The organism is Segatella hominis (genome assembly GCF_019249725.2).
Taxonomy (GTDB): domain Bacteria; phylum Bacteroidota; class Bacteroidia; order Bacteroidales; family Bacteroidaceae; genus Prevotella.
In genome coordinates, this window is record NZ_CP137559.1 from 2985372 (window position 1) to 2998119 (window position 12748).

The 12748-nt window shown below is 35.5% G+C and carries 14 protein-coding genes; 2 read left to right on the forward strand and 12 right to left on the reverse strand.

The genetic code is table 11. From position 1 onward, the window contains the following. Positions 1–167: 167 nt before the first annotated feature. The 12 genes from KUA50_RS12070 to KUA50_RS16930 all read right to left on the reverse strand — a co-directional run bounded on the left by KUA50_RS12070 (position 168) and on the right by KUA50_RS16930 (position 9713). A complete protein-coding gene (locus KUA50_RS12070) occupies positions 168–878 on the reverse strand; it encodes a hypothetical protein (protein WP_218455752.1) in 711 nt (236 codons plus the stop codon). Further along, positions 865–1176 (reverse strand): hypothetical protein, encoded by a 312-nt coding sequence (locus tag KUA50_RS12075; protein WP_218455753.1) that lies wholly within the window; start codon positions 1174–1176, stop codon positions 865–867. The genes KUA50_RS12070 and KUA50_RS12075 overlap by 14 nt, the downstream gene beginning before the upstream one ends. Positions 1177–1286: 110 nt before the next feature. Next, complete coding sequence (locus KUA50_RS12080; protein ID WP_218455754.1) at positions 1287–1727, reverse strand: DUF805 domain-containing protein; 441 nt, start codon at positions 1725–1727, stop codon at positions 1287–1289. A gap of 25 nt (positions 1728–1752) precedes the next feature. Beyond that, entirely contained in the window at positions 1753–3378 is a 1626-nt protein-coding gene (locus KUA50_RS12085; protein ID WP_218455755.1) for a hypothetical protein, read from the reverse strand. Positions 3379–3401: 23 nt separating this feature from the next. Then, positions 3402–5384 carry a hypothetical protein gene (locus KUA50_RS12090; RefSeq protein ID WP_218455756.1) on the reverse strand — a complete coding sequence of 661 codons (1983 nt, stop codon included), beginning with the start codon at positions 5382–5384 and terminating at the stop codon, positions 3402–3404. Between the two features lies 1 nt (position 5385). Further along, positions 5386–5676, reverse strand: a complete 291-nt coding sequence (locus tag KUA50_RS12095) for a DUF6804 family protein (protein WP_218455757.1) — start codon at positions 5674–5676, stop codon at positions 5386–5388. 796 nt (positions 5677–6472) lie between these two features. Further along, complete coding sequence (locus KUA50_RS12100; RefSeq protein WP_218455758.1) at positions 6473–6895, reverse strand: hypothetical protein; 423 nt, start codon at positions 6893–6895, stop codon at positions 6473–6475. Between the two features lie 589 nt (positions 6896–7484). Further along, the gene (locus tag KUA50_RS12105; protein WP_218455759.1) at positions 7485–7910 is read right to left on the reverse strand and encodes a hypothetical protein; all 426 of its coding nucleotides are present in this window, start codon (positions 7908–7910) and stop codon (positions 7485–7487) included. Positions 7911–7930: 20 nt separating this feature from the next. Then, positions 7931–8329: a hypothetical protein gene (locus KUA50_RS12110; RefSeq protein ID WP_218455760.1), complete on the reverse strand. Its 399-nt coding sequence runs from the start codon at positions 8327–8329 to the stop codon at positions 7931–7933. A 3-nt stretch (positions 8330–8332) separates the two neighbouring features. Then, entirely contained in the window at positions 8333–8536 is a 204-nt protein-coding gene (locus KUA50_RS12115; RefSeq protein WP_218455761.1) for a hypothetical protein, read from the reverse strand. A gap of 66 nt (positions 8537–8602) precedes the next feature. Beyond that, positions 8603–9259: a PD-(D/E)XK nuclease domain-containing protein gene (locus KUA50_RS16925; protein ID WP_413777427.1), complete on the reverse strand. Its 657-nt coding sequence runs from the start codon at positions 9257–9259 to the stop codon at positions 8603–8605. After that, a complete protein-coding gene (locus tag KUA50_RS16930) occupies positions 9195–9713 on the reverse strand; it encodes an AAA family ATPase (RefSeq protein WP_413777428.1) in 519 nt (172 codons plus the stop codon). The genes KUA50_RS16925 and KUA50_RS16930 overlap by 65 nt, the downstream gene beginning before the upstream one ends. 1079 nt (positions 9714–10792) lie before the next feature. On the opposite strand from KUA50_RS16930, the gene KUA50_RS12125 reads away from it, so the two are divergent. Both KUA50_RS12125 and KUA50_RS12130 read left to right on the forward strand, forming a co-directional pair. Continuing rightward, positions 10793–11893: an AAA family ATPase gene (locus tag KUA50_RS12125; protein ID WP_218455762.1), complete on the forward strand. Its 1101-nt coding sequence runs from the start codon at positions 10793–10795 to the stop codon at positions 11891–11893. Continuing rightward, a complete protein-coding gene (locus KUA50_RS12130) occupies positions 11890–12657 on the forward strand; it encodes a hypothetical protein (RefSeq protein ID WP_118119369.1) in 768 nt (255 codons plus the stop codon). The genes KUA50_RS12125 and KUA50_RS12130 overlap by 4 nt, the downstream gene beginning before the upstream one ends. Positions 12658–12748: the final 91 nt, after the last annotated feature.

Here is a 12748-nt window from a genome sequence, read left to right on the forward strand (position 1 = left end):
CATATAGACTGCTTTAATCTTTGAATTAAGCAGTTCATTATAAGTAGAGTTCATGCCAAACTTGGATTTTTTTGCCAAGTTTGGCATGAACTCGTTTAGTAATATCAAATAAAAAGCGTATCTTTGTCGCTTATCACCACTTCTCTACCCAAGCACTATTACTGTCATTACTTCTCGTCTTTTTTATAATCTTCAAACGACATTTCCTTGACGAGGTTTCCTTTTTCATCATAAACAGAAACGACAGTATATCTGCCAGGATCGCCATTAGCATGATGTCTGAAAGATAAGCAAATAGGTAGACCTTCCTCTGATGTAAAACCGAAGCAGCCACGATTAGATGGCAATAATATAGCTTTTCTCGCATCCACATCTACTAAAAATGTATAGGTTACCTCCATCTTGTCTATTGTTCCATTTACAACTACCACATCAGGATTTAGAGGGACAAGCATGGCTCCACTTGCCACAAAAACAGAATCTATCCCTAGCATTACACCATGTTTTTTATCAGGATTATACCATAACAAATCTGCCATAGGATGCGCCGTAACTATTTCTTGAATAGCATTCTGCTTCTTATAATACTTCCAAATGGTAACTACGTCACCGCCATAAATGCCATCTCCCTCATCAACGCTTCTCAACAAGATAGCATCAACATCCTCATCTGTTACAACAGTATTATTTGGCAGATGAAAATGTTTGATGATTTGTGCTATCATCGCTTGCGAATACTTTCCATCTTCATTATTTTCAAATTTCACAATGGCATGATCTTGAGTAGGAGCAACTTGTTTTGTCCTCTTTTCTCCACAACTGATAGAAAGAAAGCATAGCTGTAGCAATACAACTATCCAATATTTACACTCTTTCATTTTCTAACTTACGAGAGTTTAAATGATACAAAAGAACTTCCTTTATATCATCGGCAACATTATTAGCCAACCTTTCAAAGACTTGAGGATCCGAACTATTTGGCAAACTATCCAACCCATTCGCTTCTATAAGATTATAATGAGGAATTTCGGGATGGCTATAGTCATAGCGATATGCTCCAAATGTTAGAAACTCAGCATTCGGAATACCAATATCCTTCATACGATTGATTACATTAGTGCCAGCCCCACCGACACCGATGCACAATATCCTTATATTTTCTGTATCTTTTCCCATATTATAGTAACATTTATTAGTATCGATTGCAAAATTAATCAAAAATTTGATAAGTTGTATCAGAAAGCCTTGCTTTTTTTATTCGCAAGGCTTGCGAACGACTTTATCCCTTATTCCTCTTCTTCATCTTCATATACACTGTCTCCTATCAATATGATGAACAACAGGAAAAATGAGACTGCCGAAAATAATAATGCTATTAAGAGTACTACAGCAAAAGAAGAAAAAGGATCGATCTTTGTCATTAAATTGACAGCAAAAAGGAATGGGGCTACCGCATAAAACAATTTCTTTAGACATTGCTTAGTACTTAATCCCGCATCATGAAATCTACGTATCATAGAAGAAAGGTTAGCAGGAATAGAGGCTATAGTAATTCCTAAAAACACTCCAGATAGTACATCAAACTTTTCGGAGTTCCAAGCCCCCAATGCTATAAAAGTAATAGGGACCTGAACCAGCCAGAACCACCAATACTCACTCTTTGAAGCTCTTCCCTTAAAATCAAAAGACTTCATGTAACACATTTTAATTGAATTGAAAAATGTCATAACCGTATATTAAAAAATGTTTATATTATTTGAAATGATTGGAAAGTCGATTATCTAAAACGACTTCTTTTAAATAAGAAGATGGTATGTCAACATTGACTTGCTCTTTAGAAAGAGAACCAACATAACTAACTCTAAGGGACATATCCAAAGGAACAAGAAGTGAAGCTAACTTTATCAACTCACCTTCTGTCTTGAGATCTTTTTCTACATTATTTTTAAATTCATTCTTATTTTTATCAACTTCTTTCATATCATACATTTTTTCATCTATGGTATAAAACATAACAAACAGTTTTCCCTTTATATCCACATCTGAAAAAATTAGTCCATCGTCAACTTTATTTGGAAGACTTCCCTTGATACTATTCAAATACAAATCCAATTGTTCTCTTTGAGTAGAAGACGTTTTAGATGCATTTTTAATTTCCTCAGGTGTTGCTACTAACACTATTTCCCTATGTGACTGAATTCCTTTGATTATCGTTTTTGCAGAATATCCCTTATTTGCAAAATCAGCATAGCTACAGGACTTAAAAGGAGAACTTTTTGCGATATTTGCCATCATCAAACGCTTTTTCAAGTCTTTATTCTGCAAAAAATCTTCAAATGGATATTTAGTTTCATCTATTTCCATTGTACTTACCACAGCAGAATCCTTTAGTTCCAGACTTTTCATCACAACTCCATCAGATATTTCTAAAGGAAGCTGTTCATTCACGCCCTTTACTGCTAACTCCAACTCAGGGTCATTTAAAGGAGGAAGTTTAGACACATAAGCATCATTAATCCTCGTAATAATCAAAATTACTAATCCAAACACAATAAGAAGCAAACAAAATATGACCCATTTCATTTTGTAATTCAACTTATTTGTGTTTAGTAACCAAACATAAACAAATACCGCAGCTATTGTCAACACTACCACAACAAGAGCATCGTTTATAGGTTTTTCATTAGAAGGTATATCATAACTAATCTCACCATAAGTAGGGAGATTCTCCGTCGTATCTACGAACTCAGCATCTCCACTAAGCGATTCTCCATTTATCCATTTAAATGATTCTACAGCATCTTCCATCACCTTTTGCCAATATGTCTTCTCACTATCCTTATAACTACATAAGACTTTTGCACTTTGGTTATCATTAAAGAAATAATAGATACAAACATCCACATTACCATAAACGCCACTTCTTTGGTAAGAAGTCATTATGCAATAATTTTCATTATCAAAAAAGAAGCCTTTTGTACTTGGCTTAATGGTCATATGCATTTGGGGTGCCAATTCTTGATAGGCAAGGCGATTAAAATACTCGACATCTTTGTCTGATAGTTCATGAGAGCCATCATAGTAGGAATAATCTCCTTCATTACTAATTTCTGTCTGAATCATAATTCTTGCATACTTTTGATAAGCAGCTTTTGTATCGTTATTCAAACCTGTTTGTTGAAAAACTATAACCTCGTCACTGGTTACGGGAAGGTTATTATTCTTTGTTTTCTGCTCATACAAGCCCTTCTTATCTCTGAGTTCCAACTTGGAATCTACAGAAATAGTAAACATATCATTAATCGTATAAGATTTACTTTCAGCATGAGCCGAAAGGACACCTAATACAAAACCGAGTAAAATCAATATCCGTCTCATAACTTGCTATTTATTCTGTTCAATCATTGTCCAAAATCGTCATCATCCCTTGGGTCGAAAGGACCACCAATGCCAGAAAAATCTTCTGAAGGCATAATAAGAGGAGCATCAGGCTCTGTGTTTGTCAAATAACGTGAACTATGTGAGCCGAAATGCAACAATACAAATATAATAGCTGCCAATACTACAGATAACAATGCCACAAGTATAATATTATGAACCTTGCCTTTTCTCTTTGAATGACTTGCATTCGAATTGGCATTATGTATTTCTCCTTGTATAATTGCTATATCCTTTTGAGTATTAACATCTAAGAATTGATAATTTATCATATTTGATTTACGATAAGCATCAAATTCTTTATCATATTCAGGCTTTAATCGATTAGTTGAACTCAATACACGATAAGCCTCCTGTATATTACGCTTATAAACTTCACTGTACAATTTAGCGTCTGTTCTTGAGTTATATTTAGCTATTGCTTTATTAAAAGCAATGTCAATATCCATCTCAGAAGCATCCCTATTTATATCCAGTAGTAAATAATAATCTTTGAACACTCCTAATTCTTCAACCTCATTAGAATTATTACCATTTGTATCTTCATGAGTCCACTTAGAGAAAATACGTACTTCCATCAATATGACTGACAGAATAGCAACTGGCAATATATACCCCAAGACACAAAGTCCAACTGGCAAGTTACCCAATATAAAAAATGGATATAGCAAAAAGACTACAACGCTTTTATATTCCGCATCAGTAACATGCCTTTTGATTAAATAAAATTTTAGCCATTTGGGAATCAAATAATCAAACTCATTTTCAGCTTTCGCCTTATTTACGACATACATATTAGTGAATATATTCATCCCAACTGCGCATAAGAACAGCAAGAATATATTCCACCAATAACTATCTTGACGAAGTTCACCTGTAAAAATAGGGTAAACATCCGCAAAAACACAAATAATATTCACAAGCCACATGACACGTGCATAACGAATCAAGTATTTAGCTTGCTTTGGGAGGACAGTTTCTCTATTTCGTAAAACAATTTTTGGTGTCAATAAACAGATAAGTCCAAATACCACAAATGCGATGCTGCCCAATATGGTCAATAGTAATCTCATACTAACCATATCATTGTAATCTTGAAGATAGAAAGTTGTAAAAGTTTCCATTATTGCATTAGCTTTTTCTATCAATTCATACGGACTATGCACATCCAATACATAGGCCTTTCTATTTGCAAAATATACAATACGTATTACTGAAATTCCTTTTTCGTCTTTAGACTGAAAAACAACCGCATCTTTATTTTTAGGAAGAACTGACATATAAAATGTAGCCCAATTTGCATTTCTTCTGCATTTCACTTGATTTGGTGAGAATTTCCAGTTTTTATATGAAGTTAATTGTTTTGCAAACTGTTTAGTACAAATAGAATAAATACTATCAGAAGCATTTGATGAAATAGAGTCTGACAAGTCTATAACAGAAAAAGTATATGTATATTCATAAGGTATTGTGGTATAGCGACTATCCCAATATGGCTCATTGACATATTTCACCTTTTCAACTTCCTCATATTCGATACGTCCCCAAAAATCTCTTATAATCTCTCCACTCAAATATCTCTGAGGAACTTTTTCTGTATAATAAACAGCTTTACTTCCTATTGCCAAATAAGGTTTCCAATACCCATATATTCCCTCTCCTTTTCCATTAAAAGAAGAAACAAACTTTCCCTCTGGTATTGGTCCAATTTCTTTCAGTTGCTCAGAATTATCCTTAGTTTCTTTTTTGTCAAAATAATGCGAGCTCTTCAACACAGAAAATTGTTCTTTGTCAAAATTAACAAAGAACTTCTCATTATGTTCCTTTAATGTCAACTCCACCTTCAAGGTCGGTACAATATTGGATACATAGATTATGGATATTATTGCAATTAGCAAACAAATCACACAAGCAAGAGTATATTTATTCTTATTTAAACTTTTCATGTTATTTTTCTTGATTAGTTAGTAAAACTGTTATAATTAACCCTATAGCTACTATAATATCTACAAAATTCCACACACCCCTTCCCAAAGCTAATTTAACAAAGGGCTGAAACAATATAGCCAATGCCCCACTTGCTACAGCAAATTCCTTTTTATTGTTTTGATAATAAGAATACGCCATATAACCAAACACGACAGTTGACATATACCTTATTAATATGTAAAAACCATAAGGCATATCTAGTAAACACAATAACAATAATACTGCTAGGATTATCTTCAAATACTTCATTAGATACTCCCTTTTCTTGGTCTTTCAGTCCTATTAGGCCTTTTTGTTAAACAGAGAAGCGTGAACTGCAATGCCCACATCTCAATACCGGAGGCCCTAGGAAAGCCCATACTCATAGATGCAACAATAGCAGCCCACGCTATGCGTGAGAACCACTATGCTATCTTAGAGTATGTCGGGAAATTTCCTAGGTTTCCAGTACTTCGATAAGCATAACGCTTCTTAAATCTCAAAAATCAGTGGAAAGGGAATGCACCCTATCCGACTGCAAAGATATTAAATATCTAAAGTTTTCCACTCCAAATTAATGGGGTAGAAATAACAGTTTCTCAATAAAAAGTTGCGATTTTTGTAATCGCTAAACTACAATAATAAAACAACGATTTAAAGAATAACTATTATAAATGCAAAATTAAGCAATTTTTTTGAGTTGTTCAACATATTAAGTGTTAAAAGTTCATTGTGAACGAATTTAATGTCACTTTTCACCCGATTTGGGCTTGGTCATCTGCTTTGTAGAATGTCCCTGGAGAAGCAAGCAGGCATTCCAGCTGTTCAGCTAATCCTGTCTTTCTGTCTTTTCCGTATAGTAGGTGAAAGCATACACTCCATATACAAGAAGTCATATTATGAACTTCTGAACACTGGTCACAATTGCTATTATCGAAAGATGGGCTGAGCAACCATGGACTGGCGCAAACTCCTTATGGGTAAGGCTCTTCGCTTTTTGGTGATTGATAAACAGTCGTATCGCCTCATTTAGACATCAAAATGATTTTCGTACTGCTTATCTCTACTATTTTGCGATAAACAAAATTGTAGAATGCTTCATTCGTATAGTCAATCTATTTGATTCCAAAGAAAGAATTTCTCCACAGAAAAAGTCCTCATATTCTTTACCTTTGTAAGTATATTTTCGCTCAAATACGATATACTTTCCATTAGTATTTCCCAATAACGAGGCTTCGTACTTTTCGGGGCTATAACTACACAAGTAAGTGTTATAAGTAAACACACTTACTTTATTATCAGACTTTCCAACAAATTTATGTTCTGATGATTTTGCAGAAAATACGATATTCCAATCTATATTTCCACATCCATCATAACCAGAATCTGCAACCCATGTCTTACCAACAAGGTCAGACATGCTGATTTTTTGAGCATGGCATGTCATGCTCAAAAGGAATACTAAAGCAATTATCAGACTATTTCTCATATTATTCTATTTATATTGTTTTAATTCCTAATGTCGTTGGAAAAGATAGGAAAAAATGCTGAATAAATTAAAAACAGGGCGTTAAGATTATTAAAAGGCAATGGTAAACTTTCTCCTAATATTACTTGGAAATGTTCTTGTTTGATAGGAAAAATCTTGTAGGTATGTCTTTTACATACCTACAAGCCTTTGTTACTTTACTTTCTGATAAACAGTCGTATCGCCTAATTTAGACAACAGAGTTATTTTCGTACTGCTTATATCAGCTATCTTGAACCAAAACACACTGTTATCAACATATTGGATAATATAACTACCCTTTCGATTCTTCCCTATCTGTGAACTATCAAATGTTTTAGGAATAGAAGAAGAGAGATAATACTTTAAAGAAAATAGAAACTCCTTCTTGTTTTTCTTAAACTTTGCTGTCGTCGTACGAGTAGTCATCGTGAAAGACATACCTCGTTCACAATAATCAGAAACAGGACTTACTAATTTCCATTTTGTCCCATTAAGTTCTGACGTAGCAATATTCTGAGCATGGCATCCCATGCTCAGAAGAAAATAAATTGCAAAAACTAATATATTTTTAATAGACTTTATCATAAATCAATACATCGCCCTGTGGAGTCGAAAGTTTCAACTGACCACTACTAACACTCAAAATTTTAAAAGGCACAACCCTTTTGCCAACATACTTAATAATATAAGTTCCAGAGTTACTTTTCCCTACTAAGCTTTGATTGAAAGTTGTAGGAATTGCAGTTGCAAGGTAAAATGGATAGGAGTTGCTGAAGAAACGTTTCGTTTCCTTAGTCTCTCCTCGCTTCACATAGTGAGAACTAGAAGTATTCGTCATTTCCGTGCTTGTAAAGGACATATTTTTTTCACAATAGGAGAATACAGGTTTGGTCAATTTCCATTTTGTATTAGTCAATTGACCCAAAGATACTGTTTGTGCATGACATGCCATGCTCAAAAGTAATGTGAAAGCAACAGCCAAATAACTTCCCATCTTTACAAGACAATTAATAGTTACTTTTTAGAGTAGCAAAATGTACCTCCCAACTTTGAATGTAAGATAAGCTCGTCCTTGGTAAGTTTTTGAATCTCAAACCAAAAGACCTCACCAAACACCTCCTGTATGATATATTTTCCCTTGCTTTCTTTGCCTACAAGAGCTTTATTAAACACCTTTGGAATTGTTGGAGAAATATAGTAATCAAACTTATTATTATAAGTCTTTTGCTTTTCCACAAAGAAAACTTTATCAGTTTTATGGGATAAAGTAAAGGCAATAAATTTCTTGCAACCGTCACAATTAGGAGAGCGCAATACCCATTCTGTATTACACAAATCTGTTGTCGACACTACTTGCGCCAAACAGTTACTGACTATGCTGATAAGCATTAAGATAAAAAGTAATTTCTTCATATTTTATTTTGTTAAACGAAAAAATGTATTACCATAAAAATCATATTTATCAACTTTCTCTATTTTTCCTTGACAAGGATTAACTATTATATTCATGATACTGTCAGCTTTTATAAGTAATTTATCGTAAGCCTTGTTGCCTGTACATGAAACAAACAGTATAGGCAAAAGTATCCATGTGAATAATGTATTTAATTTCTTAATCATTCTTTTTAATGATTTTTTGCAGAGATAGTTCTTTTTCTTGATTTCAAGACTTGACTCTTTCTCATATTATTCTATCACCCATTCCAAGGTGCTTATTTTTTCCTTAATTGTATAGTTGATACCTACTTTCACCACAGGTTTGTTTTGCAGGGCGAAGGCATCGGCATATCGCTTGTCGTTGATTTGCTGAAGAGCTTCTTCTGCCGTCTTATTGAACTTCAGTTCCATGATGTAGATGGTGTCGTGCGTCTCCATCGTAATGTCTGTTCTTCCCTTGGCAGTATGTTGCTCTACGAGAATGCGGAAATTGGTGAGCAAGGCAAACATGATGTACATCATCTGTTGATAATGCCCCTCGTAGTTGGTATTATCGCAGTAAGGCACAGTCTCAAGGAAAGTCTTGAATAACAGTAGTGCTTCGTCCAATTGTCCCAGGTTGATCAGCTTGGACATCTTGGCGATGGTCGTGTTGCCCATAACCGTCTTGGAAGCCAGGTAGTGAGGGAGAAGACTTCTGTATAGGCCGACTCTGATTTCCTTGTTAGGAAGGGCGAGGGTGTATAGTTCGGTGTCCTCATCGTAATCCTTGATGGTGAAGTATCCACTCTGGTAGAGCAAAGGCATGATGGTGGTCATCGTCTCTGTAGCAGCATCAAAGTCATCCTTGCCTGCTTCCATCTTTTCGCCAAGGTCGATAGGGGTGAAAGCATACTTGCGCATCATATTCGTCGATTAATACCACAGGTTGTTTGCCTGTTTTTTCATATACGGTTTGTATGAGGTTGAGCATACGTATGTTCGGGGCTGGAGAGTCACATGTTATGCCAAACTTCTCTTCATTGGTCTTTAGTATGAAGAGAAGATAGTGCTCCAACTGCTCTTTTTCCATGTGCTTGCCTCCAGCCAAACTGAAGTGGAGCACAGGATATTCATTCCATTCTTTCTCCAACTTTTCGATGGCAAGACCATTGAATAGATCCTTTTTACCTTCAAAATAGCTTTCGAAGGTAGATACAAGGAGTGACTTGCCGAAACGGCGTGGTCGGCTCAAGAAGAAATATGTACCATCAGTATGGGTCATACGATAGATGTATTCCGTCTTGTCAACATAGAACCAATCTTCTTTGCGGATTCGTTCGAAAGTCTGTATGCCTATAGGATATCGTTTTCTTGCCATAGTCTCTTGTTCTTGATTTCGAAGGCAAAGTTAAGCAAAATAATCGAAAGTACCAAGTTTGCTATTGTGATTTTTTCTGTGTTTTCCTCCTTATGGGTTCTTAACTAACCAGTCTTAGTCCTCAGAATAGAAAAGAAATGGCTTGCCAAAATCGTCAAGTACTTAAATTAAAAACGGGGCATTAAGAATATTAAAAGCCAATGGTAAACTTTCTCCTATCTTAGTTGATTGTTCTTGTTACTATAAGATAATGTTTTGAAGCCTGATGAATTCTTCGTTCAGCGTCTTTGAATGTCCGTTCAACGACGTTGAACCGCCGTTCAAAGACGCTGAACGGACATTTAACGTCGTTGAACGGAACTTTCTTCTAAGGGCATATACTTTTTATTCGGTTTAATGGTTTTAGTTGTGTGGTTTAACGGTTTTAGTTGACCACTCTCAACATTATTTTTAATATGAGTTGACTCGGTTGTTACTTAGTTATAATTTACGTTGACTTACTATTTCTTGTCTGGATGGATTTATCGTGTCCACTTTGGGGAGTTGCTACAACTGAAAGTGTTAAATCTTGGAAAAACGGACAAAATGCCTCCGTTTTATATTAGATAAACGGACAAAGATATGATTACACGCCCTACTTTTAACTAAATTTAAAGTACTTCTTACAAGGTGCTATCGCAATGCATCCTATCCCCCTTACCCCTGCATCATAGGAAAGTTTCATGCTTTACAATGACGAAGATGAACCAGCGGAAAATCGAACTGTAATCGTAATCAGTAATTAACTCACGCCAGTGAAATGACGAAGGGGTAGAAAAGGGGCAAAAGCGATTTATCACAAAAACACAAAGTAAAGTACCGCAAAAACACAAAGTAAAAACTAAACTTAGGGGAAACAACAGTCATTCAAGGAATGAATTAAGAGACTAAAACAAGTTTAATCTTAAATATCCGTAAAAAAATTACGGCATATTGGATTTTTATATATCTTTGCAAAAAAGAACTGCATACAGCAATCAAAGAACTTTCATTTGCACTCGCCTGCAGTAACATTTCGTTTATATTTTAACAAAGATATTATGTTAGTAAAATTTGCCGTTACGAATTATAGAGGATTTGCCAATCGCATAGAATGGGACTTGTCGGAACCAAGTAACTATTCGTTCAACACATTTGCCATAAAAGACGGAATCATCAAGAATGGCATCGTGTATGGACCTAACGGTTCTGGCAAGTCGAACTTTGCATTGGCTATCTTCGATATCACAAATCATCTTTCCCAGAAGTGGAAAAGAGCGAACTATTATGACAACTTCACTTATACGGGAAAGTTGAACTTCCCTGTAGATTTTGAGTACACCTTCCTGTTGGGAGATGATCTGTTGCAGTATTCTTATAGCAAATCACCAGAGGGAAAATTAGAGGCAGAGAAACTTGTGGTGAACAACAAGCTGATATTCTGCAACAAGGATTCTATCCTGACATTGGATGAAGAAGAATTTCAGATGGAAGCAACCGTGAAGACCAACTTAGCCAACAACGCCAACAACGTATCCATTATCAATTTTCTTCTCACCTCCTACCCATTAGCAAAAGAGCATTATCTCCTTAAATTACAGAAGTTTGTCAACTCCATGTTGTGGTTCCGAAGCGTGGAGAAGAATGAATTCATGGGCTTAGCTACAGCTCCAGCAAACCTTGACGAATATATCATCAAAAATCATCTGACAGACGACTTTGAGGATTTCATCCATCGTGTAAGCGGACAAGACTTTGAGTTTCAGAAGCCGAATGATGACGACAAAGAACTGTATTGCATATTCGGCTTAGGTCGCATTCCATTTGATAAGATTGCATCAACAGGCACCCACTCGCTGATGTTGCTCTATTATTGGCTCAAGCAGATGAAAGATGCATCATTCGTTTTCATTGATGAATTTGACGCATTCTATCACTTCAAGCTTTCCTTCGAGGTTTGCAAGACACTTTTTTCCCTTCCATGCCAAGCTTTCACGTCATCCCACAACACTTACCTGATGACCAATGACTTACTGCGCCCAGACTGCAATTTCATCTTGCAAGACAACAAGATCAAACCATTGAGCAGCTGCACCCAGAAGGAACTGAGGTTCGGCCATAATATAGAAAAAATGTTTAGAGGTAACGCTTTTGAAGTATGATATTATTTGTTTTTGAAGGAGTAAAACGTGAGCCGGATTTATTCCGCACCATCCAACGATTGTACTTTTCCAACCGGGAAGAGCAGATAGTTTGTTCCTACAACAACAATATCTATCAGCTTTACAAGGATTTGCAGGAGTACGATGGAGATGGAGATATCGTGTCTTTACTGATGGAAAAGTTTGCCTCTCAAAAAGACAATCCTCTAAAAGGCATAGATAGATCTGCCGACATTTCCGAAATCTATCTTTTCTTCGATTATGATTTCCACAACAGGAATTTATCACTCGAAGAAATCAACAGACAGGTAAAAGAGATGTTAGAAACGTTTAATAATGAAACAGAATACGGAAAGCTCTATATTGATTATCCGATGGTAGAATCTATCCGCTATACCAAGTTTTTGCCGGATGCAAACTATTGGACCTATACGATATCCCGTACTGATTGCAGCAGGTTTAAGGGATTATCAGCAGAATTCTCAGCCTATCAAAGTTTCGATTTTATCCTTCTGACAGAGAATCGGGAACCTACAGAAGATGAAATAGAGGAAGTCAAGCAGAACTGGGTATATTTGAAGGAGCAGAACGTGAGCAAAGCAAACTATCTTTGCAATGGTGAGAACAGAATACCAGGATCAAAGGACGACATTCTTCAGGACAAGATATTCGATTCACAAATAGAGAAATATGTGAATACCGAGGAATGCAAAGTGGCAGTACTCAATGCTTTCCCGCTATTCATATATGATTACTTCAAGTAAGATTAGAATACAAAGTAAAAACTTATTTTGGATAGAAGATTAGCAAAAAATAAATGTCCACAACAATTTGTCAGATTTGATATCAGACAAT

Excerpts from the sequence above, each read along its gene's own strand:
- KUA50_RS12070 (WP_218455752.1), bottom strand. The coding sequence starts at position 878 with ATGAAAGAGTGTAAATATTGGATAGTTGTATTGCTACAGCTATGCTTT.
- KUA50_RS12075 (WP_218455753.1), bottom strand. The coding sequence starts at position 1,176 with ATGGGAAAAGATACAGAAAATATAAGGATATTGTGCATCGGTGTCGGT.
- KUA50_RS12080 (WP_218455754.1), bottom strand. The coding sequence starts at position 1,727 with ATGACATTTTTCAATTCAATTAAAATGTGTTACATGAAGTCTTTTGAT.
- KUA50_RS12085 (WP_218455755.1), bottom strand. The coding sequence starts at position 3,378 with ATGAGACGGATATTGATTTTACTCGGTTTTGTATTAGGTGTCCTTTCG.
- KUA50_RS12090 (WP_218455756.1), bottom strand. The coding sequence starts at position 5,384 with ATGAAAAGTTTAAATAAGAATAAATATACTCTTGCTTGTGTGATTTGT.
- KUA50_RS12095 (WP_218455757.1), bottom strand. The coding sequence starts at position 5,676 with ATGAAGTATTTGAAGATAATCCTAGCAGTATTATTGTTATTGTGTTTA.
- KUA50_RS12100 (WP_218455758.1), bottom strand. The coding sequence starts at position 6,895 with ATGAGAAATAGTCTGATAATTGCTTTAGTATTCCTTTTGAGCATGACA.
- KUA50_RS12105 (WP_218455759.1), bottom strand. The coding sequence starts at position 7,910 with ATGGGAAGTTATTTGGCTGTTGCTTTCACATTACTTTTGAGCATGGCA.
- KUA50_RS12110 (WP_218455760.1), bottom strand. The coding sequence starts at position 8,329 with ATGAAGAAATTACTTTTTATCTTAATGCTTATCAGCATAGTCAGTAAC.
- KUA50_RS12115 (WP_218455761.1), bottom strand. The coding sequence starts at position 8,536 with ATGATTAAGAAATTAAATACATTATTCACATGGATACTTTTGCCTATA.
- KUA50_RS16925 (WP_413777427.1), bottom strand. The coding sequence starts at position 9,259 with ATGATGCGCAAGTATGCTTTCACCCCTATCGACCTTGGCGAAAAGATG.
- KUA50_RS16930 (WP_413777428.1), bottom strand. The coding sequence starts at position 9,713 with ATGGCAAGAAAACGATATCCTATAGGCATACAGACTTTCGAACGAATC.
- KUA50_RS12125 (WP_218455762.1), top strand. The coding sequence starts at position 10,793 with ATGTTAGTAAAATTTGCCGTTACGAATTATAGAGGATTTGCCAATCGC.
- KUA50_RS12130 (WP_118119369.1), top strand. The coding sequence starts at position 11,890 with ATGATATTATTTGTTTTTGAAGGAGTAAAACGTGAGCCGGATTTATTC.